The organism is Priestia sp. FSL W8-0001 (genome assembly GCF_038050335.1).
GTDB classification, from domain to species: domain Bacteria; phylum Bacillota; class Bacilli; order Bacillales; family Bacillaceae_H; genus Priestia; species Priestia flexa.
In genome coordinates, this window is record NZ_JBBPAL010000001.1 from 2235595 (window position 1) to 2261850 (window position 26256).

The following is a 26256-nucleotide window of genomic DNA, read 5'->3' on the forward strand; positions in this document are numbered from 1 at the left end:
GCTTTTAACGCTTAAATATTCTTTTTCATGCCACAGCTAACGCATTCTCGCAAAAATTTCCCTTCTCCTACACTACTTTTAAAATGAACGCTCTCGCAGTTGTCGCAGCGACCCGCAACTTTATCAGGGAGATCTTTGTATTCATATACTTTGTCCAGATCAATATTGGCATATAAACCTTCTTTTTCTTCCACCTTAAACACTCCGATTTCATTTGAGATTGCTTCTATATCATACCAATATTAATTTAAGAATAAAAGACGCCTTCTTTATTTTCTCTCGGAGTAGCTACCTACAGCATACACTTGTTCTTAGCTGCTGGTTTTACTTTATGTTTATTATTTAGAATATAGTTTTTTTAGATACTTAGATGCGTTGACACACACTCATAAAAAAACCACCGCATCCGCAGTGGTTTTCATCTTACGCTTCAAAATATTCTTTGTAAAAGCCACCAACTTGACCTGTGTTGTCGACTACAAAGTAAAACTCTTCCGTTTCATTTTTTACATCGTATACTTTTCCTGCTGTTAGCACGTTTTCTACCATGTACTTTTTCGCATTCGTATGTACACATTTTACTTGTTTGATGGTTGGACGATCATTCCACTCTAAATGAATCATATTTGGTCTCTCCTTTTGAACGATTGGACGTTAACTTTGCCCTTCGTTCATTTTACCCCAACTGCTTTTTTTTTCGCAACTGTCGCTTTAACAAAACGTGCCGTATGTTGAATAATTTGGTCTTTATCATAGTCCATGGACGCTACATGATACGAATTAGGAAGCATAACTTGATGAGCTGTTTTTGAACGAATATGCTCCAGAATATAAGCTGAGTTGCTTGGTGGTACAACATGATCGACTGTGGATGTTAAAACTAGCGCTGGGCACGTTACGTAAGATAAGCGTTCCTCCGCTTCATCCATTAAAGATAATAGCTCGCGCATTGAACGAACGGGTACCTTATCATACGTAATTTCATGTACGTTAGGATCTTTGATATCCGGCTTATCTTCTTTTACATAGCGAAGTGTATGTGCATTTCTGTAAGCTTCCATTGAAGGAATTGAATTCATTGCTGGGTTAATAGCAATTACGCCGGACAGGTCTAATCCTTGACTTGCGGTATGAAAGGTTAACGTTCCGCCCATCGATTGCCCTAGGATGAAGACGTGCTCACATCTTTCTTTTAAAAAGCGATAGCCTTCTAAAAAGTCTGCTTTCCAATTTTCATAGGTTGCCTGTTCAATATCTCGATAGTGAGTTCCATGGCCCGTTAGACGAATTCCATAAACCGTATAGCCTTTAGCTGCCAAGCCTTGGCCGATATGTTCCATGCTTTGTGGCGTTCCCATAAATCCGTGAGAGACTAAAATACCAACTTCATTCCCTTTATGATAAAAAGCTTCCGCTCCTTGAATAACATCATAACGTTCCATTATTCTTCACCCTTTACGCTCAAATTTTCTGACAAGATTGATTATTTATATAATACACCTATAATTCCTATAAGTCAACTGGGTTTTTATTTTTTACAGAATTGTCAAAAAAACATCAGAGTATGTCTCTAGCGCTTCATTATCAACAAAAAATCCGAACTATAAAAGAGTCGTTAACTCTCAATAGTTCGGATAGATCATTGACTAAAATACTTATGTCCCAGCCTCGTTTTTCATTAACCTTCTAATAATAATGTTTCTGGATCTTCTAACAGTTCTTTCACTGTTACTAGGAAACCAACGGCTTCTTTTCCATCAACAATGCGGTGATCATAAGATAAGGCAATATACATCATTGGACGGTTTTCAATACGGTCTTCGTCAATTGCAACTGGACGAGTCTGTATTTTGTGCATTCCTAGAATCCCTACTTGTGGACCATTTAAGATTGGCGTTGACATTAATGAACCGAATACTCCACCGTTTGTAATCGTAAATGTTCCTCCCTGCAGGTCACCTAGAGCTAGCTTATTGTCACGCGCTTTTTTCCCAAGCTCAAGGATACTTCCTTCAATACCTGCAAACGTTTTGCGGTCTGCATCACGAACAACTGGTACAACAAGCCCATCCGGCGCAGATACGGCAATACCGATATCATAGAACTTTTTAATAACAAGCTCGTTGCCTTGAATTTCAGCATTTAATAATGGATACTTTTTCAGCGCTGCTACAACGGCTTTTGTAAAGAATGACATAAAGCCAAGTTTTACATCATGCTGTTCAAAGAATTTGTCTTTACGACGCTTACGAAGTTCCATAACAGCTGTCATATCAACTTCGTTAAATGTTGTTAACATCGCAGCCGTTTGCTGTACTTCAACTAAGCGATTTGCAATCGTTTGACGACGGCGTGACATGCGTACACGTTCAACTGGTTTATCACTGTTCTCACTTACTGTTGGAGAAGGTACCGGCTTAGATTGACGAGCACTTTGAGCTTTTGCATCAGCTTTTTGCTCTGCTGTTTTTTGGCTAGCAAATGAATCGATATCATGCTTGCGAACGCGGCCTAACGGATCTGCCGTTGGCACTTCGTCAAGCTTAATGCCTCGCTCTCTTGCAGCTTTACGCGCAGCTGGAGATGCAATTAACCACTGCTTTTGCGGAACCTCTTCCTTCGCTTCTGCCGCAGGTGCTACCTCTTCTTTTGCTTCTTTTTGTTGAACAGGCTCTTCCACTTTTACTTCTTCCTTCACTTCTGCTTTTGGCGCTGGCGCTTGACCATCGGCTGCTAAGCGAGCAATTGTTTCCCCCACTTGAACCGTATCTCCTTCACCTGCTAGAAGCTCCGTTAGTACGCCTGAATCTTCCGCTGTAATCTCAACGTTTACTTTGTCAGTTTCTAATTCAACGATATAGTCGCCTTTTTCAACAAAGTCTCCTACCTGCTTAAGCCACTGTGCTACTGTTCCCTCTGAAATTGATTCTGCTAATTCCGGTACTTTAATTTCTCCCATTGTTCATTCCCCTTCCTTATCGTGTCACTACATCATTAGCGATTTGTGTTTTCGTTAATGCTTCTTGTAATATACGCTCTTGCTCTTGTCTATGAGTGATTGGGTCTCCTTCTGCTGGGCTTGAACGTCTTCTGCGTCCAATGTAATCAACGCTCACGCCTTCAGGTGCTACTTCGCGAAGCTTAGACTCAACATAATTCCATGCACCCATATTCTCAGGCTCTTCTTGCATCCACGCAATTTCTTTTAAGTTTGGATATTTAGCAAATAAATCAGCTACAACTCGTCTTGGGAATGGATAGATCTGCTCAAGGCGTAGTACATGTAACCAATCTAGCGACTTATCAGATTTTTGGATGCGATCTGTTAAATCTCCGCTAATTTTACCGCTGCATAAAACGATACGCTCAACTTCTTCTGTTTTTTCACCTAAGTTTGGTTGTTCGACAACTAAGCGGAAAGAACCGTTTGTGAACTCTTCCATATTTGATACGCTAAACGCACTTCGAAGCAAGCTTTTTGGTGCCATTACAACAAGTGGACGCACCTCTTCTTTTTTCAAAACAGCCGCTTGACGACGTAATAAGTGGAAATATTGCGCCGCGCTCGTTACGTTTGCCACCGTCCAGTTATTTTCAGCAGCTAGCTGTAAGAAACGTTCTAATCTTGCGCTTGAATGTTCTGGCCCTTGGCCTTCATGTCCGTGTGGAAGTAAGAGAACCATACCTGATTTTTGTCCCCACTTCGCGCGACCTGCTGAAATGAATTGATCAATGATAACCTGACCAGCATTTGCAAAGTCTCCGAACTGAGCTTCCCAAATCACAAGTGTTTCTGGTGCAAACACATTATATCCGTAATCAAATCCTAACACTGACCCTTCAGAAAGAGGACTGTTACGAATATCAAAGGAAGCGCTTACGTTCTTCATTGTGTGCAGTGGTGAGTATACATCCCCTGTCTCATAGTCATGCAATACAAGGTGACGATGAGCGAATGTTCCACGTTCTGAGTCTTGTCCTGTGATACGAATTGGCGTACCGTCACGTAAAATGCTTGCAAATGCAAATGCTTCACCTAGTGACCAGTCTGCTTTACCATTTTCTTCAAACGCTTTCGCACGTTTTGACAAAATACGGTCTAACTTTGGAAATACCTTAAAATCTTCTGGATACGTCACAAGTTCTCGGTTAATTTCTAAAAGCTCTTCTTTTGGCACAGACGTATCTAAAGTTGGAATACCATTAAATACTGCTTTTGGCATTTCCATAATTTGATGACGCTTTTCTGCTTTTAGTGGTACTTTATCATAAGCAGTCTGCAATTTCTTTTGAAGTTGCTCACTGATTTCATTCACTTGTTCTTTAGTAACCACTTGTGCTTTCTCCAATTGTTCAGCATAAAGCGCACGAACCGTTGGACGCTTTGTAATAATTTCATACATCTTCGGCTGCGTTACAAATGGCTCATCCATTTCATTGTGGCCAAATCGACGATATCCAATCAGATCAATTAAAAAGTCTTTATTAAAGCGGCGACGATACTCATATGCAAAGTAAGCCGCTGCCAGACATGCTTCTGGATCGTCTGCGTTTACATGGACAATCGGAATTTCGAATCCTTTTGCTAGATCGCTCGCGTATTTCGTTGAACGAGAGTCTACGCTTTCCGTTGTAAATCCAATCATATTGTTAGCGATAATATGAATAGTTCCACCCGTTTGGTACCCAGAAAGCTGATTTAAGTTTAGCGTTTCTTGAACAATTCCTTCACCTGGAAACGCTGCGTCACCGTGAATTAGAATCGCAAAAGATTTCGTGATGTCTTGCTTTGGATAACCGTTTGTTTGGCGATCGTCCTGAGCAGCTCTTGTAAACCCTTCCACAACTGGATTAACGAATTCCAAATGACTCGGGTTACTTGCCAATGTCAAACGAGCTCGAACTGTGTTTTCAGCTTTAATTTGCTTATCTGCACCTAAGTGATATTTTACGTCTCCTGTCCAACCATAGTTAATGCCGATTGAACCCTCAGATGGTACAAGCTCTTTATTCGGTGAATGTTGGAACTCAGCAAAAATCATTTCATACGGCTTGCCTAGTACGTGTGCTAACACATTTAGACGTCCGCGGTGCGCCATTCCAATATTAACTGTTTTCGGACTTTTTTCGACAGAGCGTGCAACTAGCTCATCAATTAATGGAATAAGCATATCTACGCCTTCAATTGAGAATCGTTTTTGTCCGACAAATGTACGATGTAGAAATTGCTCAAATCCTTCTACTTCCGTTAGACGCTTTAATACTGAAATACGCTTTTCATCAGAAAGAGGTTGAAAAATTGCTCCTGACTCCACCATTTCAGTAAGCCACTTATTCTCCTCCATGTTATGTACATGATGGAATTCAAACGCCATTGTCTTCGTGTATACATCGGTTAAATACTCAATTGCAGCCAGACCATCCTTTACATGTGCAGGCGCATTTGCGCAAAGAATTTCAACCGGTACTGCTTTTAGATCTTCCTTTGATAATCCATAGTCTTCTAGATGTAGAAGCACAGGATCTTTCTTACCGCTTTCTAACGGTTTGATTGATGCATATAAATGACCGTATGCACGAATATTTTCTGCTAGCTTAATGGCAGCGGCAATCTTAGCCGTATTAGCTGCTGGAACAGGCTGTGTATCTCCCGCTTCAGCATAGCTGCTATCAAGCAATGGCGGTGCACCCCAATAATCAAATAGTTCTTTTAGTTCTGGATCTACTAAATCCGACTTTTCTTCATATAACTCATACTGTTCTAATACATAGCCATAGTTTGGGCCCAAAAACCCTTTCCAAGGCTCACCTCTGTTTGACGTTTCGTTACCCATTTAAAAACCCCCAACGAGTTATAATAAGTGAAATCTTTATTCAACTTTTAATGTCTTACTAGAATTAAAGTACTAAAAGTGATTGATTTCGCATTTTCAAAATACTGATTGCCTTATGGTCAGACATCTTTACAAGCTGGATGTTCTTCCAGTACTTGTATTTGATATCTGTCTCTATTTTACCACTGTTAAGCCTGTCAATCAAAATGAAATCGCTATATTTCTTTAATTTTTTTTACTTTTTTAATAGTCTTACGACTTTTTGAAAGCGCTTTATAAGTAAAGTGAATTACTTATCAAAACAAGTCTTAATGATTGGTTATCACACAACTATCCATACAAATTAATTGCCTAAAATTAAATTTCAGATATAATAACTAGACGCTATAACTCTCATTTCTTTCAGTCATAGTTTTGCTCGTCAAACGAAAAAAAGAAGCTTACATTGAATTAAGCTTCTTTTTCTTCTATCGTACCTTCTAATTCAATTTTTACGTTCCCTTGAATTGCTCGTGAAATCATGCAGGAGGTCTCCGCTTTTTCCATGAGGCGCTGCACGCGACTTTTTTTCTCCATATCCTTTGAATCTAACACAACATGTGGACGGTGAATGATTTTTTCATAGGTAAACACACCTTTGGTGACGTCCACGACTGCTTCTGAATCCATTGTAAGAGCTGCTTGCGAAATACCGCTTCTTTCAAGCATTGCAGCAAGCGTAATAATATAGCATGTTGCAGCTGCTCCAAGCAGCATTTCATCAGGATTTGTACCGATTCCAGGTCCATCCATTTCTGGTGGGATTGAGATTTGTGTTTTTAACTGACCAGAATGAATTTCGCCTACTTCATTGCGTCCTCCTGGCCAATTTGCGTTTAAATGAAAATGATGCTTCGCCACTTTGTCCCACTTCCTTCATTATAATTACTTCTAGTATAACGCCACTGTTGGTATGTTAACATCATTTTGCTTATCAAAAAAAAGACTACGAACCCGCAGTCTTTTCTTAATATAACGGAACAATTTTTGCTTCAGCTACTTTTTTCTTAATTAAAGGCGGCAGCCATTGGCGCACATCAGAGAATTCATATCCCCAAAAACTAGCCTTTTCATTGCTCATGGTCCACGAATGATCTAGCCCATAAGGTGACGCGTTCTCATCCGTTACTCTTTTCGTAATTTTCGCCTGCTGGTTTGTTTCAGTTTCTATTAAACTCATTAACTCTTTTAGCGAAATGACGCCGTTAGAGCATGCATTAATCGGTCCTTTTAGCTTTTGCTCTCCGCACCATGCTAAAAACGCTCCGGCTTCTTCTCGTGAAATAAAATTGAGCTGTGCATCAATATCAGGAAAACCTATTTCTTCTTGATGCATCACCTTATCAATATGAAAGCGAAGACGATTCGTATAATCATTATCACCTAATACAATCGGAATGCGTACAGCAGTTACTGAAAAAGGTGCTTTTTGAAAGAGTACGGCTTCAGCTTGTCGCTTTCCTTCTTGATAAGAGATATTTTCTTTTCTAGCATACGATATTGGGTACGTATATGGATCAAAATCTTCTTCGTGAAAATGTTCTTTTGAAGAGCCATATACAGATAAGGTAGATGTTAGTACATAGTGGTTTGTACTATCTCGAAAAGCGTCTACAGCTACTAAAGCGCCATGAGATGAATAGCAAATTTGATCAAAAACCACATCCCACTTGCGCCCGCGTGTTGCTTCTATAATGGATTGTTTCTCAACGCGATCCAACTTAATTCGCTCTACTCGATCACCAAACGAATCTTCACGCTGTCCACGGTTTGCAATGGTAACCTGTACTTTTTTCGCGAGCAATTCTTCAACGAGATTCGTGCCAAAAAAACGTGTACCGCCTAAAACAAGTGCTGTTTTCATCTTTTCTCCACCTTTCATAATATCTTCTTTCTTATCATACCATTATTATCCATAGTTGCGCACTTTTTAGTTGTGAAACTTTTTTATCATTTTCAATGGATATTTTGTCATTTTTTTTATTTGTTCATGATAAGATAGCCATATTGTTATGTAAAACCGTAGACTTTTGCGCTACATTATTAATTGAAAAGGAGTTGAATCATGATTGAAAGGTTCACCGATTAAACCAAGTGAGCGAATCATTATGTTAGATGTCATTCGAGGTTTTGCGCTATTTGGCATTTTGCTCGTCAATATGCCCGCTTTTCATTCACCTAATTTCATCAATCAGCTATACAGTGTAGACGTACCCTATGAAGGCCTAGACGCAGTTGTATATGCATTTCTGCAGCTTTTTGTTCAAGTTAAATTTTTTACCATTTTTTCATTTTTATTTGGAGTAGGTTTCTATTTGTTTATGAAGCGAGCTGAAGCAAAGGGATTACGGATGAAAAGCTTATTTTTTAGAAGAGCTTCTATTCTATTAATCATTGGGTTGCTTCATTTAATTTTTTTATGGTTTGGAGACATTCTACACCTTTACGCAGTTGGAGGCTTTTTATTAGTAGCTTTTTATAACCGCATGCCTAAAACTCTCATTAAATGGGCTTTCAGTCTGTTAGCTATTTATTTAGCTCTTCTATCCATGACTTTTTTCATTCCAGTTGATATGATGGACGAACTTGGACTAGGAAATGCAGATGATGTGCTGCCCACATACATTTATATGTATGAAAGCGCTCCTTACCTAGAATGGCTTTCTTACCGAATAAAAGTTGAGGTCATTCCAATTTTGATTAATATTCCATTTACGCTAATACCCGTGTTTGCGTTCTTTTTGTTCGGCTTATATGCTGGGAAAAAAGGGATTTTTGAAGGTTCTGCTTACGCTCCTTTTATTAAAAAGGTGCAGATAGTAACCGGTACCCTAAGCATCCCTTTTGTTATATGCTTATTTTTATTACTGCAAGGCCTATGGGATGTCGGTGTGTACAAATCGGCTGCTACTGATCTCTTTAAAAACCTAAGTGGATTTTCTCTTTGCTTTTTCTATATGGCTACTTTAACTCGATTACTGCAGTTAGATGCTTGGAAAAAGCGACTTAGCTGGCTTCAATTTGTCGGTCGCATGGCTTTAACTAATTATTTGGCGCAAACCGTTATCTGTTTTACTTTATTTAACATTTTCAACTTATACAATCACGTTAGTTTGAGCTTGGGTACAGCAATTGCCATCGTGATCTTTATTGCTCAAGCAGCATGGAGCAAAGCGTGGTTTAACTCGTTTCAGTTTGGCCCTATGGAATGGCTATGGCGTACGTTCACTTATGGACATATTTCTCCTCTTAGACGCCAATCAAAAGCAAGCTAAAAAAGAGGGTCGGACATAACACAATGATTGCTTCTAAAAGACGAACACTAGCTGTTCCCATCTCTTTGGTTCGTCTGAACACGTTCGTTCCATTGCGCTACGGCCACTCGCTTTCCGCGGGGAGGAACCTGAGCTCCTCGCTGCGCTGCGGGATCTCCGTTTTCCCTCTCTTTCTCGCAGGAGTCGAGTGTCCTACGCTCCATTCCACCCTGTTTCCAAACTGGTTTTTCCCAATCAACAAAAAACCTGACCGATTAAAAGTTATGAACTCTCAATCGGTCAGGTATAGTAGAGGCTGAACTACTTATGTCTCAGCCTCTTTTTATTAATGAAGAAAGAAAAACAAAGCAAGGCCTAAAAAGAAAAGTGAAAGAATGAATTCAAATGTCCACTGCCACTTCTCTCGTTTTAAAATAATATGTTCGATTGCAGAAAGAAATGAGCTTGCACTTACACAGGCTAAAATAAAGCTAAGCTGACTTACGGTAAACTTTGTTATGAAGCTGATAATAAGCAAAGTAGCAACAACTAAAAACAAAGTAAGCTGAACGGCAAATACCCATTTAATTCTTTGTTTATACCCATCCTTTAACGCTTGTAATAAATCATTGCTAATCACAACTTTACTCCTTTAGACATTTAAAACGACTACGATTTTATCGAGACATAAATATCAACCTGACTGAAATTAGGGTCAATGCAGCGCTCATCATATAGCTCAAAATCCAAAACGAACGCTCGCTCGTTTCTATTCGACCACTCCCATATATACGACCAAGCATCTAAAACTACTTTCTTCGCCGGACCGATAGCAGTTGTAAACACCATATATTCACCAGCAGGAATAGTAAACTCTCGCATTTCTTCTCTTAACTCTCCACCTGGTGTGACCTCATATCCAAGTGCAAACGTAAATTCAATCGGATTCGACGCTTCATAATCTGTATATAACGCAAACATCTTTCCAGTTACCTTATTAGCAATTTTATTTGCCATTTGTTGCTTGTAAAACATGTCCCAATGGGCTGGAATTGTCCCCGTTCCTTTTTCTTCTGCCCGATCCGTTGTACGAATTGGAACCCCAACTACGGTTAGCTCATCAATATAAACCTTCCGCTGGTCTACCACTACATTCGCCAACATGACGACCCCCCTGTCACTTCCAAACTCTTTTAATCTCTAAATGAGGGAATTACTTCTTTATATGAATTTTATTTGTATTCAGACAAAACGTCAACTAGTCAAATTCACTCTTCTTATAAAAAAGGCTCTGTTAAAGGTAAATGTTGATATTTGATAACTCCCCGAAATCTTGATATTATAAATATAAGAACAAGCATTCGGGGGAGGTTGTAAAGGTGGGCAAAGCGTTTGGCAACTTGTTAAAGTATATTGACAAATTACCGCATACCCAAAAGGAACAGGTCTATCAATGGGTTAAACGCTATGTTGACCCTTCTTCCTCTGCTGGTGGTCGGTTAATTAATGAAATGAGAGAAACTCGCTTCAAGGAAGGATTTGAGTGTCCACACTGTTCATCGGAACACGTTGTTCGTTTCGGAAAGTATAATGGTCGCCAACGCTATCGCTGTAAGTGTTGCAATAAAACTTTTACCGACACAACAAACACTGTTTTGTTCCGTACTCGCAAAGGCAATGAATGGATTACATTTGTAGATTGTATGTTTAAAGGATATTCCCTGCGAAAATCGGCTGAAATCGTAGGGGTTACTTGGGTTACACTTTTTTATTGGAGACACAAACTCTTAAATGCCCTAAAACAAATGGACTTTGAGCAATTTGAAGGTATCGTTGAAATTGACGAGACTTATTTCCTATACTCTCAAAAGGGGCAACGTGGCATTGCTGACCGTAAACCACGTAAACGTGGCGGTAAATCCAAGCACAGAGGGATTAGCCACGAACAGGTTTGTGTTCTTGTTGCCAGAGACCGAACAAAAGCCACCGTCTCTAAAGTCGCTTGTATGGGGCGTATTGTAAAACCGAAAGTTGATGCCTTGATTGGTTCTAAACTATCCAACGAGAACGTGATTGTAACCGATGCTTGGCGTGCATACAAAACCTATGCAAAAGAAAAAGGTTTAGAACATTACAGAATTAAGTCAGATGGTGGAAAGCACGTTATTAAGGGCTTGTATCACATCCAAAATGTCAACGGTCTACATTCTCGCTTAAAACGATGGATAGACCGATTTAAAGGCGTGGCTACGAAATATCTTGATAATTATCTGGCTTGGTTCTTATTTGTTGATAGTCGTAGTAACGAAAGCACCAATCAGCATATTAAGGAATTCCTTTTAACGTCATTCGTATTTGAAATGACTGAAACATATGACAGTTTACGACTGTCAAAATTCATTGTGTAGCTATTATTCAACGAAATAAGAATGGTATTTTAGGGGGGAGTTTAGTTGTTTGAGACAGAAAGATGTTTAATTAATACCATTGAAGCACCTGATTATACTGATGTAAAAAATTTATATGGAAATGATGAAGTTAGGAAATTTCTTGGTGGAATACGTTCAGATAACTCCATTAAAGAAGTATTTGCAGATATGCTCAATTCAGGCAATGACTCTTTTTATTGGGTTGTTAGAGAAAAGCACACAGATAATTTCATAGGGTTAGTGTCTCTTGACCCTCACCACGAAAAAGTTCACCTTGAACTTTCATATCAGTTTTTACCGAAATGGTGGGGAAAAGGTTATGCGACAGAAGTTGTTCAATTGTTAATTAACTATGCTCTAAATGAATTAAAATTATCAAAAGTAATTGCTGAAACTCAAACTGCAAATAAGTCCTCTTGTAAACTCTTAGAAAGAATAGGTATGAATTTAGAGCAAACGATTACCAGATTTGGAGCTGAACAAGCAATTTACTCCATCAAAAAAGTTTCGAGTTAGTTGAACAAGAGTAGAGGAAACTGTATTTATAGGGTTTCCTTTAACTTTTATGCATTTATCAACATTAAATTTTAACAGAGCCATAAAAAAAGAGTCTATTTTTAAAGTTTCTTCAATAGGTATAGGATACAAACGAGTAAATCGATAGGGGTGAACTGATGAAACTTATTGAACTAGCGAACATTATTAAGCATAGTGAGCTCACTGCTATAGAGCATTTTCCAGAAGAGCTTTATACTGAATATACGATTACTAACCCGGTTATTCATATCTCCTTAAAAACAAGTCAAACCAAACAGCAAGTTATTTCTTTTTCTATTTACCTGAAAAAGGAAAAGAAATATTGGGCTTCATATGACCATAACGCCGATTCAATCTATGAACTATATTGTAACCTTCATCTGCCAGCTTCAATTAAAGAAATTTTCCTTCACATGGCTAATTGCTAGCTTATACAAATAGACTTAACGTTTGTTTATCAATTTTTCTCGTATTGTCTTTTTCATAGGTTTTGTGAATATGGCGCTTAATTTGTTTTAAGAATGACATCACTTCACCACTTGACATAAACGCATGATTTAATGATAACGAGTACTTATTGGCCACTCGAAGCTCCTCAGCCCCTACTGATATTGGAACATATCGAAAGAGGTTCCATGGATAGTAGAGCGTTGTAAACGACTTTGAAAAATAAATTCCCTCTGCACATATCGTAATTCCTTCGGTTTTTTGATGGGGATATGTACTTAAATGCGCAACAATGTGATTTGTTTTGGCTACGGGTAAGCGGTTTTTAATTTCCTTGGTCATTTCTATGCCTAACTGATCTGTTGTTGCCAACACTTGCTCTGCTTTTAGTAGCGGGTTATTCTCTTGAAAAGATGCGCAAATCGATGTTAATTCTTCTAACGAAATTGATGGATATGTATGTTCTCTGCACATAAATTCGTGTGAATGGTGACACAATAGCTGCTGAATTTTTTGCAATAAGTCTACTAACTTCTTAGCAGAATATGCATTTTCATTTAGGTGAAAAATCTCTTTATCATTGAAGCAGATAATTTGTTCTCCTCTGAGGGAGATAGATGTAAGCTGTTGAAACTCATTCCAGCTTATCGATCCTTTCTTTTTACGCCAACACTTCCAATAAAGTCCGTCGGTCGTTAAGTAAAATCCTCTCTTACCATAAAATCCGATTAAAGACGTATCTAAGTATGCAATTACCTTTTCTTGCTTTTTCATTTGAAAATATTTTACGGCCGCTTTTTCGCATGAACGTGGAATGGATGTTGCATAAAAACTTGCCTCTTGATACATTAAGCATAAATCTCTTAGATACGTTGTTTTCGTTGGTGCCACGTTCATCCCCCCTTTTTCTACTACCTTATTAAACGTAACAAATTAGAAAAAGTTTCATATTTTTATCAATTCCCTAAAAAACTTTTTTTATTCCGAAAAATAAGATAATAAAACCAAGAAATGCCCATTAAAAAAGCGTTCAGGATTTCCAATACGCTTCTCAAAGATTTTCGTTTACTTTATCTTCTTTCATTTTCGCTGCTTCTAGCGACTCAACTCGCTTAATAAGCTGATGCAGATATTTCATTAGATTTGTTTCAACAAACGATTAAAACGATTAACCGCGAGCACTATTCAACTGAGCAGCTTGATATCTGGTCAGGTCAAGCAGGCTGGATAAATCGCTTAGAACAAGATGTTACGTTCGTCGCCACTATCCAAACGTATATCGTTGGATTTATTACCATAAAAGATGATGGTTTAATCGACTTATTAAAGGAGGTAACCTTCAATAGTTCGGATAGATTTAAGCTTTCGTCATTGCAGTTACTGCTAAAACGAAATGTTCAGACAATAGCTGATCAAGAGTGGAACGTAAATCTGCTGCTGGTGTCACAACTGTCGGCTGCATTTGTGCCGGTTCTGCTGCGCTTACCATCGTGGGAACAAGAAGTGATGCACCTAGTACTGGGGCTATTAATTTTTTGCTGATTTTCATTTAAAAACACTCTCCTCTAGTTTTGTTTTTTTCTTCTACATTTTCGTAACGAAATTTTTTTATTCTTAGATCACTTTTTCCTAAAAATTTTTTTCTTTTTTGACTGTGACCTATCTTCGTTACTTGCCTAACGAATGAAGTTTAAATTTGGATCACACTCTTTTGAATTTTTTATTCTAAGTGCGTTCGTTACTTACCTAACGAATTCATTATCAGTTTGGATCACCTTCTTTTAAATTTTTTTAAATAAGTTGTTCTTACTAGATAAACGGACAATTCTTGTGCTTGGATCACTTTTTCTCAAAAAAACTTTTTCGGTTTCTCATCACATAGTTCAAGCACTCTGCAGCATAGATAATAAAAGCATTTCTATTCTAATTACGGAGGGAACTTATATGGCTCATCTTTATTCTAAAGGCTGGTTTATTAAAGAACTAAAAGCAGTAAACGTGACAAAGATTGAGGGAAGAAAGCTTGAGGTTTTCAAAACGTATATCCTTCGTAATCTCTATCTTGAGCTCGTAGAAGATGGCACAATTCAAGCTCCTTTATCATCTGAATAAACAAAAATAACAGCCTTTGAGCTTTCACTCAAAGGCTGTTATTGAAGGGATAAAGATTGATCCAAAAACTCCGTCACCCTTTTCACATATTCAGTAGGATATTCACTATACCCTTTTACATGCGGTACATCTTTAGGCACCCAAAGCTCAAATTCATCGGGGTGTGTTTTGACCATCTTTTGACTTTCTGTATACGGAATAGCCGTATCTCCGTTACTGTGGATAAATAAGATAGGACGAGGATAAATTTCTTCAACTGCTTGTATTGGACTTGCATCTTCAGGATTTAAATCAGCAATATACGGAACCGTTGCTAGCGTAAGTGGCGTAAACGGAAAGTCTGGAAGCTTTGACCATACTGATAGATTATCCTCGAGATAAGTTTTTAAATCACTAAACGGACTGTCCGCAATGACTGCCTGGACAGCTTCTTCTTGACCAGCTGCTAACAGTGATGTTGCTGCTCCCATTGAAATTCCGTATAGAACAATGGGCTCATCTGTTTCTTCCTTCACTCGATCAATGACTCCCAGTAAATCCAGCTGTTCTTTTACACCAATTGTCGTTTGATCTCCTTGTGATTCTCCAGCATTTCGAAAATCGAAGGTCACCACTCGATATCCAGCTTCTATTAAACTTTTACTCAAAGGAAGAAAGCCTCCATTTAAATCATGACGATTTCCTCCGTAGCCATGAGACATAATAATAGTAGCTTTCGGAGAACTTTGTGGCTCCATCATCCACCCTTTAAGCTCCGTTTCTCCATCTCTACTTGTAAATGCTTCATCGCGATATGTTAAACCATACGTACTTGGATTTTCTGTTACAGGCTGTCGCTCTTTTTTGGTCAAGCTAAGACCTACATAAATTGAAATTGCTATACATAGTACAATCACTAGCAAAATTAATGAAAAACTTCCAATCCACATCATTTTTTTTCTTCGGCTGTTCGAAACCTGAGTTTGTTTAATAACGGGCTTCAAGCGGGCACTCTCCTTCACTTTTACTAACAAAGGTTATTGTACACGATTTTGTTTTGATATAAAAGATAAAGTCCTTTACTTTCTAAGCGCTTTCTGATCAATCATTTGTATAAAAGAAGTTTTTCCTTCTACGTATTCTGCTGGACTGTATTGATACTTTTTAGCTAGCTCTTGTTTTAAACATGCATACTCCCATGCCTCATCCGGGTGTTTCCTTAAGTAATCTCTAAATCGCAAATGTCTACCCACTTCGGAATGGTCTTGTTCATACATGTGAACATGATGAGTTCTATCTTCTCCTCCTTTTTGAAAATACCGTCTTCCTTCTATTCCATTTTCTCCTTTACACTCATAGCCCATCTTTACCATTTCATTATTATATGTATGAATCAACGAAATTTGTTTAACTTCAACTAAAATATCAATTATCGGCTTTGCTGCTAAGCCAGGTACGGACGTGCTGCCGATATGATGAATACTAAGAATTTCGGCACCAAAAATCGCTTCTAATAATCGTTTTTCTATTTCATATTGATTTTGCCATTCTGTTTTGTACGGCACTACCTTTATTTCCCTCATGACGAGCCTCCTCTTAAAAAACCCTTTTGTATAGCGTACTATACAAAAGGATTTTTGAGAATTCTTTAGAGAATAATTGAACACCTAAAACTGATACCGCGTTGGACGATAAAGGTGATGGTTGCTGTCGATGTTACACCAGCACTATTAGTCACGCTCACCACAACAGAATCCGTTCCGACGAAATTTGGATTTGGCGTGTACGTGATTACGCCCGTTTCCTGATTAATGAAGGCTACTCCGTTTTGCGGTGGAGTGACAATTCCGTAGGCCAGCGGTAATCCTTGTGAATCCCTGGCAACAATTTGAGCTTGAATCATTTCATTGACGTTTAGCGTAAACGCTTGATCTTTAATAATTGGTGCGTCTTGCTGATTTTCAATCACTGTAATTGTTACGGTTGCCGTAGTTGCTGCGCCCGTGTCATCAATTACTAGTACGGAGAATGAATCTGTCCCTACAAAGTTTGCGTTTGGCGTATAGACAAATTGACCATTTGCACCTAATGTCACTCGACCGTTCGTTGGTACCGTGCGAAGCGTAAACGTTAATGGGCGCCCTTGCGTATCGCTTGCTGTAAACAAGCCGTTTACAGGTGTTCCGGAAGTTGTCTGTAGCGTTACATCATTTGCTGTAATAACGTTTGCTGATGAGGTTACGTCTATAGTCACAACCGAAAATGCTTCTTGCCCTAAATCATTTCGAACAATAACAGTGAACTGATCCCTTCCAGCAAAACCAAGATTTGACGTATACGTGTAGGCACCGCTTGCGGTTACAACAACCGTTCCAGAATTCGGCATTGTCGCTACCGTATAAGTGAGCGGGCGTCCTTGTGAATCACTTGCTACAATTTGCCCTTGAAGCACCTGTCCTACGACAACCGTTCCGTTTTGGTCATCTGCTGTTACTTGACTTCCAGCACTAGCAATAACTACCGATACAACCACCGTGACTGAATCACCCAAATCATTTCGAACAATTACCGTAAAGCTATCAATGCCTGCAAAGTCTGGATTTGGCGTATAGGTAAACGTTCCGTCTGGATTAAAGAGAAGCGTTCCATTTGCTGGTCCGATACCGACAGCGTACGTTAATGGGTGTCCAAGCGCATCTGTTGCTACCACTTGACCGCTAACCGGCTGATTTTGCTGACCAGACACTGTAAGTGGCTCTACCGTGATTTCACTTTGAAGTTCTTCAACAACAACTCTTACTACTCCTGAAGATGAGTCTCCTCGGTCATTTTGCACAAATACCGTAAACGAATCCGTTCCGAAGAACTGTGGATTTGGCGTGTACGTAAACGTTCCGTCTGGATGAACCACAACCGTCCCGTTCTCTGGCATGAATCCTTGGGAGTAACGAAGCGGTCTGCCTTGAGAATCACTCGCTAATACAATACCTTGAACACTTTGATTTTGGACTGTTTGAATGGTTGTATCCGGAACGATAATTGTGCTTGCTGGATTATCCACAACGACTGTTACTTGAGAAATCGCTTGATCTCCCTGGTCATTTACAACGAGTACACTAAACTGGTCTTGGCCGCTAAACCCTGCATTTGGCGTATAGAGAATGGATCCATCTGGATTGACTACTGCTGTTCCATATAAAGGACTTATATTGAGTGAGTACACAAGCGGTCTGCCAAGCTGATCTCTTGCGATTATTTGACCAGTTGCAGGCTGGTTACTGACTGTTCGAATGACGAGATTCTCTGCAACAACCTGATTTGGAAACGGCGTAACTACAACGGCAATCGTAGTAGTAGCGTTTAATCCCTGTGGATTTTCTACCAGTACACTGAACGCATCATTGCCAACAAATCCCGCGTTTGGCGTATACGTGAACGTTCCATCTGGATTTAACATCACAACTCCATTCACAGCTCCGCTTCCAAGAAGCGTATACGTCAGCGGCTGCCCGTTTGGATCCGTTGCAATAACAGTTCCTGATACAGGCTGACCCTCAATCGTTTGAACCGTTTGGTCTGTGACAATTGGCTGGGCGTTAACCGGTCCTTGAACGACAGCAACCACATTAGCAATCTCTGCGTTACCTTCTGAATCAGTTACAAGTACCGAAAAGTTATCGGAACCAAAAAATCCAGCTGCTGGCACATAGCGGTACGTACCTTCGGAATTGACCGTTACCGTTCCATTTTGTATCGGCGTTTGGAGCGTATACAATAGCGGAAGCCCCGTCGTACTTGTCGCCATAACTTGCCCGTCTATCGGTGTATTAAACTCAAGAGAAATTTCAGAATCCATAACTACGATTATACTTGAAGACGGCAGTACGTTGATAATAACCGTACCTATCCCTTGAGCACCATTGCCATCCGTAACAATGACGTCAAAGAAACCTTCCCCAACAAAATTTTGATTCGGGGTATACGTAAACGTCCCGTCTTGATTAAGAATAACCGTTCCATTTTGAGGCTGGGCGCTAATTTGATAAGACACAATATCGCCTTCAGGATCATTAACAGCAACTAATCCATTAACTGGTTGATTAATAAGCGTTGTCACTTCTGCACCAAGTACGGTAAACCGTGGAGGAGTTGGGGTAATCGTTACGTTCACTGTTCCAAATCCTCGCCCTCCCCGCGTATCCTCTACGATAACTGAAAAGTTATCGGTACCAATATAGCCAATATTCGGTATATACGTAAACGTTCCGTCACTATTGACCACTACGCTTCCATTTAAAGGAGCTAGGTTTAGCCTAAAGCGAATTGGGTCTCCATCCGGATCCGTTCCAATCAATTGCCCTGTTGCCGGTAATCCTTGCTGCGTTGCAATGGACAAGTCATTTACGGTTGGCGGACGATTCGTACTAATGACAGTGACTGTTCCAAGAGATTGAGCAACGCCGCCAGCATTATCATGAAGCTCAATTGTAAACGAATCAATACCTACAAAGCCTGGATTTGGCGTGTACGTGTATACACCTGTCGCGCTATCTACCGTTAGTGTTCCATTAAATGGAAGTCCTGATATAGAATAGGTAATTGGGTTTCCATCTGGATCAACCCCTGGCGTTTGCCCGCTTACCGGCGTATTTTCAAGTGTATTAACGGTAAAATCATTTGTAACAGGCGTACGATTTACTGGTGTTATTGTTACGTTAACAAATGAAGTAGCAGTTAATCCTGTTGTATCTTCTAAGATGACGGTGAATAAATCGCTTCCTACATAATCAGTGTTTGGCGTATAAATAAAGTTTCCATCTGGACTAACCGTCACCACACCATTTTGTGCAGGCTGCCCTAGGCTATACGTTATCGGGTCTCCGTTTGGATCGATTCCAACAACTGTGCCAGTTACACTTTGATTTTGTAGAGTGGTTATTGAGTAGTTCGGCACAACCGGCGGCTGTTCAACAGGTGTTACCATAACCAGCACGGTCGTAATAACAAAGTTTCCACCTACGTCCGTAATTCGAACGGTAAACGTATCTCCACCCGTGAAATTCTCATTCGGTGTATAGGTGAACACGCCATTATTATCAATGATAACCGTTCCGTTAATCGGTGCGTCTTCAATCGCATACGTTAACGGTAATCCTTCTGGGTCTATTGCGACAATTTGAGTTGTAACAGGCGTTTCTTCCGGTGTAGAAATCATGATTTCATTTGGCGCAATCGGCGGATCATCTACCGGTGTAACCGTAATCGTAATGATGGATAAAGCTGTACCTCCCTGCCCATCACTAACCGTTACGCCAAAGTTATCTTCGCCAACGAAATTAGGGTTAGGAATATATGTGAAGCTTCCATCCGGGTTCACAGTCGCTATACCATAGCTACTTTGGTAAGCTAGCATATACGTTAATGGGTCTCCGTCTACATCGGTAGCAAACACTTGATTGATAAGAATCGTATCTTCTAAAATCGTATATTGATAGTTTGGTACAATCGGTGGATCGTTTACCGGTACAACCGTGACGTTAACATTTACAATAATAAAGTTCCCAGCCGTATCGGTTACTCGGATTGTAAATGTGTCCGGTCCACTGTAATTAAGATTTGGTGTGTATAAAAACGAACCTTGTGGATCCACCACTGCCGTTCCGTTTACTGGCGTATTTTCAAGGGTATACAGTAATGGATCTCCATCTGGATCCACGGCGTTTACAGCACTTGTAATCGCCGTATCTTCATCCGTTACAACCTCAATTACATTTGGTGCAATCGGTGGGTCTTTTACTGGTAATACGTTTATTGTGATAGTTGATACCGCTTGCCCTCCATTAGGGTCAGTCACCAGCACAAAGAAATTATCCGTTCCGGTAAAGTTTTCGTTTGGCGTGTACGTATACGTCCCGTCTGGATTCACGACGGCTGTTCCGTTCACCGGTGGAGAAAGCAAGCTATACGATAACGGATCCCCGTCTACATCCGTACCAACGACTTGGTTTGTTAGCACAGTATCTTCGTTAATACTAAACTGATAATCCGGTACGGTTGGCACATCGTTAACTGGGCTCACAGTGACCTGTACGTTCACAACTATAAATGCTCCGCTTGTATCACTTACTCGAACCGCAAACGTGTCCGTTCCGTTAAAATTCAAGTTGGGCGTATATACAAACGAGCCCTGTGAGTCAATTACTACGGTTCCATTAATAGGAGCGTCTTCAAGCGTATACGTCAATGGATCTCCGTCTGGATCAATTGCGTTAATTGTGCCTCCTACCGCAACGTCTTCATTCGTTGTAACCGTAATTACATTCGGCGCAATTGGTGGGTCATTGACAGGTACAATGGTAATGACAATCTCCGAGATAGCGGTGCCGCCGTTTTGATCCTGTACGTTCACAAAGAAATTATCTTGCCCGTTAAAGTCTGGATTTGGCGTGTACGTAAACGTGCCGTCTAGGTTAACGACTGCGGTTCCATTAGCAGGTGGAGCTGCTAGTGAATAGGTGAGCGGGTCTCCGTCTACATCTGTCCCAACAACTGTGCTATTCAAAGCGGTATCTTCTAGAATCGTATAAGCATAGTTCGGAACGGTTGGCAGATCGTTTACTGGAATAACGGTGACCATTACATTCGTAATAATAAATGCTCCAGATGGGTCACTAATTCGCACCGTAAATGAATCCTTGCCGTTATAGTTAAGGTTCGGCGTATACGTATAAGTTCCGTCCAGGTTAACAACGGCTGTTCCGTTTATTGGTGCATTTTCAAGAGCATAGGTCAATACATCCCCGTCTGGATCTGTTGCAATAATTTGACCAATTAGCGTAGTGTCTTCAAGCGTTGTAACGAAGATTTCATTTGGTCCAACCGGCGGATCATTCACTGGAACGACTGTGACCGTAATAATGGATGTTGCTGTTCCTCCTTGACCATCATCAACGAGAACTGTAAACTGATCTGTTCCATTAAAGTTTGGATTCGGTGTATACGTGTAGGTGCCATCCGTATTTACCAAAGCTACTCCGTTTGTTGGCGCAACAAGAAGTGAGTATGTGAGTGAATTACCGTCTACATCTGTTGCGATAACCACTGACGCAATAGGCGTGTCTTCAAGCGTTGTAATCTGATAGTTTGGTACGACTGGCGGATCATTCACTGGCGTAACCGTAATCACTTGAGAAGAAATTGCGTTTCCTCCGGCGTTATCCGTCACAAATACGGTAAATGAATCCTTGCCATTAAAGTTTTGGTTGGGCGTATAGGTGTATACTCCTGTGGCGCTATCTAACGTAACCGTTCCAAAAGCAGGTGGACCTTGAAGAGTATAGACAAGCGGATTACCTAATACGTTTGTCGCTACCAATTGCCCCTGCACAGGAATATCTTCTGGCGTCGTTAACTGCGCGTCTTGAGCCGTTGTGTTTCCGTTGGTCGCTAATACAGTAACAGTTATTGTTGAGAGTGCTGTCGCTCCTTCTGAATCAGTGACAAGAACTGTAAACAGATCTCCGCCAACATATGCTGGATTCGGTGTATACGTAAAAGTCCCGTCTCCGTTCAATATAACCGTACCGTTTGTTGGTGGCTGTTCCACTGTATAAGTTAACGCATTTCCTTCTGGGTCTGAAGCTGGCACACTACTTAAAATTGGAATATTAACCGTTGTTGTGATCGTTTGGTCTTGAACAACTGGCGGATCATTGACTGATACGATTGTAATAGAAATATTTGAAACCGCTGTTCCTCCTTGACCGTCTGATACAAGAACACTAAAGGTATCTGTTCCGTTGTAGTTAAGGTTTGGTGTGTAGGTGAACGTCCCATCTGCGTTGACAACTGCAGTCCCATTGATAGGTGCGTTTAACAAACTAAACGTTAACAGGTCTCCTTCTGGATCACTAGCAGGTACTTGATTTGAGATAACGTTATCTTCATTGATTGTAAACGCTAGGTCTACTGTCACTGGCGGATCGTTGACCGGCTGAACATTAATCGTTACCGTTGAAACCGCTGTCCCACCTTGGCCGTCGCTTACCAACACCGTAAACACATCGGTTCCATTAAAATTTAAATTCGGCGTATACGTAAACGTCCCGTCTGCATTCACAACAGCTACTCCATTGCTCGCTTGCGTTTGCAGCGTGTACGTCAACGGATTTCCATCGACATCTGTTCCTACTACAGCACCCAATAAAGGCACATCTTCTAATGTTGAAAATGTATAATTAGGAACTGTCGGTGGGTCGTTGACCGGTACAATCGTAATATTTACGGTCGAGACTGCTGTTCCTCCTTGACCATCGCTCACCAATACTGTAAACACGTCTGTTCCATTAAAATTTAAGGTTGGCGTATACGTAAACGTCCCATCTGCATTCACAATTGCCGTTCCGTTAGTTCCTTGGGTTTGAAGTGTGTATGTTAAAGGATTTCCGTCTGGATCAAATGCCACAACTTGATTAGATATCTCCGTGTCTTCTGCAATGGTAAAAAACAAATCAGATGTAACAGGAGGGTCATTGACTGGCAGCACGTTAATGGTTACTGTAGAAACAGCGGTGCCCCCTTGACCATCACTCACCAAAATTGTAAAGACATCCGTGCCGTTAAAATTCGGGTTTGGTGTATACGTAAACGTGCCATCTGCGTTGACAACCGCTGCCCCGTTTGTTGCTTGCGTCTGCAACGTATAGGTAAGTGGGTCTCCATCTACATCAATTGCCACAACGTTAGCAATTACCGGTCCGTCTTCTTTCGTCGTAAACGTGTAGTTCGGGATGAGTGGACCATCGTTTACCGAAGTAATGGTAATAAAAACAGTCGAAAGAGCGGTGCCTCCTTGCCCATCGCTTACTAGTACTGTAAATTGATCACTACCATTGTAATTTAAGTTTGGCGTATACGTAAACGTACCATCTGCATTAACAATTGCCGTTCCGTTAGTTCCTTGGGTTTGAAGTGTGTATGTTAAAGGATTTCCGTCTACATCATTTCCTACAATGGTTCCAACAACAGATACATCTTCTTGTGTATTAAACGTATAGTTGGGTACCGTTGGTAGGTCATTAATAGGTAGAATCGTAACGGTTACTGTGGATACCGCTGTTCCCCCTTGACCATCACTCACCAACACAGTAAAGACATCTGTTCCATTAAAATTCAAATTTGGGGTATAAGTAAACGTGCCATCTGCATTGACAAGTACCGTTCCATTTGTTGGTACATTTTGCAGGGAAAACGTTAAAGGATCTCCATCAGGATCTGTAGCGGTCACGCGATTTGATAACGTAGTATCTTCATTGATTGTAAATGATAAATTCCCTGTAACTGGTGGATCATTCACTGGTAAAACGTTAATGGTAACAGTTGAAACGGCTGTTCCTCCTTGACCATCACTTACTAATACTGTAAACGCATCTGTCCCATTAAAATTAAGGTTTGGCGTATACGTAAACGTTCCATCTGGATTCACAACCGCCACGCCATTTGCAGGTGAATTTTGAAGCTGATACGTCAGCGAATCTTGATCAGGATCAACGGCTACAACCGCTCCTATTACTGCTGAATCTTCTTGTGTGGTAAACGTATAGTTTGGAACAACAGGTGGGTCATTCACGGGAATAACCGTTATGGTAACGACTGAAACAGCTGTTCCTCCTTGACCATCACTCACTAAGGCTGTAAATTGATCCGTTCCGTCAAAGTTTATATTGGGTGTATACGTATAAGTTCCGTCAGCATTGAGCGTAACTACGCCATTTGCTGGTGCTGTTTGCAAACTGAACGTCAGCGGATTCCCATCTGCATCCGTCGCAAAAATTTGCCCCGTAAGCGGGGTGTCCTCTAGCGTTTGAACAAAATAATTTTGCGTAACTGGCGCATCGTTGACCGGTGTAATAATAAGAGTAACCGTTGAAACGGCTGTTCCTCCTTGACCGTCGCTTACAACAACAGTAAAGCTATCTGTTCCGTTAAAATTCAAATTGGGCGTATAGACAAATTGACCATTCGGATTGACCGTTACAATTCCGTTTACGGGTGCTGTTCCCAATTGGTATATCAGTGGATTCCCGTCTACATCAGTTCCTACTATTTGGCCAATTGCTGGCGTATCTTCTGGATTTGTCACGGTATAATTGGGAACTGTTGGAGGCCTATTGACAGCTGTTACATTATTAATTGTTGAAGATGATGCACCTGTCAACGTGTTTCCAGGTGTACTTTCAAATCGATATTCAATAAAGACCTGATTGGACAGCTGCGGAACATTTGTTAACGGCCCAGCTACTTGAACTTGATAGGTTAAAGTAATGGTTTGATTAATGCCTACTGTACCAAGAGAAATTCCACTTTGAATATTCTTATTAGGCTGTTGCACTCCATTCACAAATAAGCTATTCGGTACAAAGGTAGTCGCATTGGACAGCGCATCCGTCGCAACCACCAGGTTTGCTACTGCTGTTCCTGTATTTTGAATCGTAACGGTATACGTAATAACGTCTCCAGTTCTTGCTGATGACACGTTAGCTGTTTTATTAATTGTAAAGACAGGTGCATTAATATCAATTTGAAGCCCCAAAGTATTGACGACATACGTGTCTCCACTAGTGGCTCCTCGGACTGCCGCAGTCGATTGATTGTTTTGTAACCACGGTGATACATCAATGTTTGTAATATCCCACCCTTGACGAGCACCTGAAATATTGGTTCCAATAGGATGGTTGACGTTCCCAAACGTACCTGACGTATCGAGGGTACCGGCATCATTATTAATTTGAGATGCAAAAAAGTTCGTAAGTGGATTATTAGGACCTGATACTGCTTGAAGCGTTGTTGGAGTTGGACCAAATAAAAATTGGTCTCCAACTATGACTGAATCCCCTTCAATTGAACTAATTAGTAGACGTCCGTTGACAGCTCCAGTTACAGGTGTACCAAAACCAGATACCGTCGCCGTTGAAGTCCCGGCACTACTCGTTAGCTCAGCTCCAACAAAAAGGGATAGATTCCGAGATCTTTGCAGTGGGTCTTCGTATACAACAGCAAGTGTCCATCCCGCTGAGTTTAGCGTATTGTCTAAGTTTCCTTGTGTACCTGGAACTCCAAGAGCTGTATATGTTCCTGGAGTTGTGATTAAGTTCGTTACGTTGGCACTTCGTACATAAAAGAGATTCGGAGATACGGTTAGCGTTGAGCGCGTAGCGGTGTCAGGTGCAATAGTAAAGCTTCCTGAAGGTGTGCGAAACGTAATTGAATTATTAATAAAGGCGCTGACGTTTTCATCTGTGGATGTATACAAACCACCCCAAATTAGTTCAGCGTATAAAATTCTAGTTGTTGTAGATGGCAACCGCAATATGGTACTTGAAGCATTTTGCCGCCAGTCAGCCGTTGTACCAATCGGATAAGATCCATCCACTGAGCTTGCATTTGCGCTAAAAAAGGTTCCAATAGAATGGGCAGTACCGGGGGTATTTGCATTGTTTTGCTTACTGAGGCCAAAGGTATTTCCCGTAAATGTAATAGCCCCGTTTGCATTCCCTAAAAACCGATTAATATATGGCACAGTATGTTCACCTCGTTTTTTAAATACACTTAAAAGTATATAACCCC

Annotated in this window: 18 protein-coding genes and 1 pseudogene; 5 read left to right on the forward strand and 14 right to left on the reverse strand. The window is 40.5% G+C overall.

The genetic code is table 11. The annotated features are described in order from the left end of the window. Positions 1 to 11 precede the first annotated feature (11 nt). The 7 genes from MKZ18_RS11925 to MKZ18_RS11955 form a co-directional block, all read right to left on the reverse strand. A complete protein-coding gene (locus MKZ18_RS11925; protein WP_025910273.1) occupies positions 12 to 194 on the reverse strand; it encodes a hypothetical protein in 183 nt (60 codons plus the stop codon). A 229-nt stretch (positions 195 to 423) separates the two neighbouring features. Continuing rightward, positions 424 to 624 (reverse strand): DUF6501 family protein, encoded by a 201-nt coding sequence (locus tag MKZ18_RS11930; RefSeq protein WP_025910272.1) that lies wholly within the window; start codon positions 622 to 624, stop codon positions 424 to 426. Positions 625 to 671: 47 nt separating this feature from the next. Next, positions 672 to 1442 (reverse strand): alpha/beta hydrolase, encoded by a 771-nt coding sequence (locus tag MKZ18_RS11935; protein ID WP_035320890.1) that lies wholly within the window; start codon positions 1440 to 1442, stop codon positions 672 to 674. Positions 1443 to 1678: 236 nt separating this feature from the next. Then, on the reverse strand, positions 1679 to 2959 hold the full coding sequence (gene odhB, locus MKZ18_RS11940; protein WP_025910269.1) for a 2-oxoglutarate dehydrogenase complex dihydrolipoyllysine-residue succinyltransferase: 1281 nt from the start codon (positions 2957 to 2959) through the stop codon (positions 1679 to 1681). Positions 2960 to 2975: 16 nt separating this feature from the next. After that, positions 2976 to 5834, reverse strand: coding sequence for a 2-oxoglutarate dehydrogenase E1 component (sucA, locus tag MKZ18_RS11945; RefSeq protein WP_138116882.1), 2859 nt, complete (start codon positions 5832 to 5834; stop codon positions 2976 to 2978). Positions 5835 to 6284: 450 nt separating this feature from the next. Then, positions 6285 to 6734, reverse strand: coding sequence for an OsmC family protein (locus tag MKZ18_RS11950; protein ID WP_025910267.1), 450 nt, complete (start codon positions 6732 to 6734; stop codon positions 6285 to 6287). 106 nt (positions 6735 to 6840) lie between these two features. Beyond that, positions 6841 to 7737, reverse strand: a complete 897-nt coding sequence (locus tag MKZ18_RS11955) for an NAD-dependent epimerase/dehydratase family protein (RefSeq protein ID WP_025910265.1) — start codon at positions 7735 to 7737, stop codon at positions 6841 to 6843. A 205-nt stretch (positions 7738 to 7942) separates the two neighbouring features. On the opposite strand from MKZ18_RS11955, the gene MKZ18_RS11960 reads away from it, so the two are divergent. After that, entirely contained in the window at positions 7943 to 9148 is a 1206-nt protein-coding gene (locus tag MKZ18_RS11960; RefSeq protein ID WP_144593800.1) for a DUF418 domain-containing protein, read from the forward strand. Between the two features lie 325 nt (positions 9149 to 9473). On the opposite strand, the gene MKZ18_RS11965 is transcribed toward MKZ18_RS11960, so the two are convergent. Together MKZ18_RS11965 and MKZ18_RS11970 are read right to left on the reverse strand one after the other, a co-directional pair. Continuing rightward, a complete protein-coding gene (locus MKZ18_RS11965; RefSeq protein ID WP_025910263.1) occupies positions 9474 to 9767 on the reverse strand; it encodes a hypothetical protein in 294 nt (97 codons plus the stop codon). Between the two features lie 29 nt (positions 9768 to 9796). Next, positions 9797 to 10291 (reverse strand): GyrI-like domain-containing protein, encoded by a 495-nt coding sequence (locus tag MKZ18_RS11970; protein WP_061784859.1) that lies wholly within the window; start codon positions 10289 to 10291, stop codon positions 9797 to 9799. 215 nt (positions 10292 to 10506) lie between these two features. On the opposite strand from MKZ18_RS11970, the gene MKZ18_RS11975 reads away from it, so the two are divergent. The 3 genes from MKZ18_RS11975 to MKZ18_RS11985 all read left to right on the forward strand — a co-directional run bounded on the left by MKZ18_RS11975 (position 10507) and on the right by MKZ18_RS11985 (position 12521). After that, positions 10507 to 11535 carry an IS1595 family transposase gene (locus MKZ18_RS11975; RefSeq protein ID WP_025909947.1) on the forward strand — a complete coding sequence of 343 codons (1029 nt, stop codon included), beginning with the start codon at positions 10507 to 10509 and terminating at the stop codon, positions 11533 to 11535. A gap of 45 nt (positions 11536 to 11580) precedes the next feature. Further along, a complete protein-coding gene (locus MKZ18_RS11980; RefSeq protein ID WP_100347909.1) occupies positions 11581 to 12072 on the forward strand; it encodes a GNAT family N-acetyltransferase in 492 nt (163 codons plus the stop codon). Positions 12073 to 12230: 158 nt separating this feature from the next. Beyond that, positions 12231 to 12521 (forward strand): hypothetical protein, encoded by a 291-nt coding sequence (locus MKZ18_RS11985; protein ID WP_025910259.1) that lies wholly within the window; start codon positions 12231 to 12233, stop codon positions 12519 to 12521. Position 12522: 1 nt separating this feature from the next. Here the strand turns inward: MKZ18_RS11985 and MKZ18_RS11990 are convergent, their stop codons facing one another. Together MKZ18_RS11990 and MKZ18_RS11995 are read right to left on the reverse strand one after the other, a co-directional pair. Further along, positions 12523 to 13431, reverse strand: a complete 909-nt coding sequence (locus MKZ18_RS11990; RefSeq protein WP_076512371.1) for a hypothetical protein — start codon at positions 13429 to 13431, stop codon at positions 12523 to 12525. Between the two features lie 469 nt (positions 13432 to 13900). Beyond that, positions 13901 to 14089: pseudogene (locus MKZ18_RS11995) on the reverse strand (copper amine oxidase); the annotation flags it as partial. 395 nt (positions 14090 to 14484) lie between these two features. Here MKZ18_RS11995 and MKZ18_RS12000 point away from each other — a divergent pair. After that, positions 14485 to 14652 (forward strand): YflJ family protein, encoded by a 168-nt coding sequence (locus MKZ18_RS12000; protein ID WP_076512373.1) that lies wholly within the window; start codon positions 14485 to 14487, stop codon positions 14650 to 14652. 38 nt (positions 14653 to 14690) lie between these two features. Here the strand turns inward: MKZ18_RS12000 and MKZ18_RS12005 are convergent, their stop codons facing one another. The 3 genes from MKZ18_RS12005 to MKZ18_RS12015 form a co-directional block, all read right to left on the reverse strand. Then, complete coding sequence (locus MKZ18_RS12005; protein ID WP_025910253.1) at positions 14691 to 15635, reverse strand: alpha/beta hydrolase; 945 nt, start codon at positions 15633 to 15635, stop codon at positions 14691 to 14693. 75 nt (positions 15636 to 15710) lie between these two features. After that, the gene (locus MKZ18_RS12010) at positions 15711 to 16214 is read right to left on the reverse strand and encodes a GrpB family protein (RefSeq protein ID WP_076512374.1); all 504 of its coding nucleotides are present in this window, start codon (positions 16212 to 16214) and stop codon (positions 15711 to 15713) included. Positions 16215 to 16279: 65 nt separating this feature from the next. Further along, on the reverse strand, positions 16280 to 26209 hold the full coding sequence (locus tag MKZ18_RS12015; RefSeq protein WP_340842516.1) for a tandem-95 repeat protein: 9930 nt from the start codon (positions 26207 to 26209) through the stop codon (positions 16280 to 16282). Positions 26210 to 26256: the final 47 nt, after the last annotated feature.

Bases quoted from the DNA above. Each gene is read 5' to 3' on its own strand.
- MKZ18_RS11930 (WP_025910272.1), bottom strand. From the start codon at position 624: ATGATTCATTTAGAGTGGAATGATCGTCCAACCATCAAACAAGTAAAA.
- MKZ18_RS11935 (WP_035320890.1), bottom strand. From the start codon at position 1,442: ATGGAACGTTATGATGTTATTCAAGGAGCGGAAGCTTTTTATCATAAA.
- odhB (WP_025910269.1), bottom strand. From the start codon at position 2,959: ATGGGAGAAATTAAAGTACCGGAATTAGCAGAATCAATTTCAGAGGGA.
- sucA (WP_138116882.1), bottom strand. From the start codon at position 5,834: ATGGGTAACGAAACGTCAAACAGAGGTGAGCCTTGGAAAGGGTTTTTG.
- MKZ18_RS11955 (WP_025910265.1), bottom strand. From the start codon at position 7,737: ATGAAAACAGCACTTGTTTTAGGCGGTACACGTTTTTTTGGCACGAAT.
- MKZ18_RS11970 (WP_061784859.1), bottom strand. From the start codon at position 10,291: ATGTTGGCGAATGTAGTGGTAGACCAGCGGAAGGTTTATATTGATGAG.
- MKZ18_RS11985 (WP_025910259.1), top strand. From the start codon at position 12,231: ATGAAACTTATTGAACTAGCGAACATTATTAAGCATAGTGAGCTCACT.
- MKZ18_RS12000 (WP_076512373.1), top strand. From the start codon at position 14,485: ATGGCTCATCTTTATTCTAAAGGCTGGTTTATTAAAGAACTAAAAGCA.
- MKZ18_RS12010 (WP_076512374.1), bottom strand. From the start codon at position 16,214: ATGAGGGAAATAAAGGTAGTGCCGTACAAAACAGAATGGCAAAATCAA.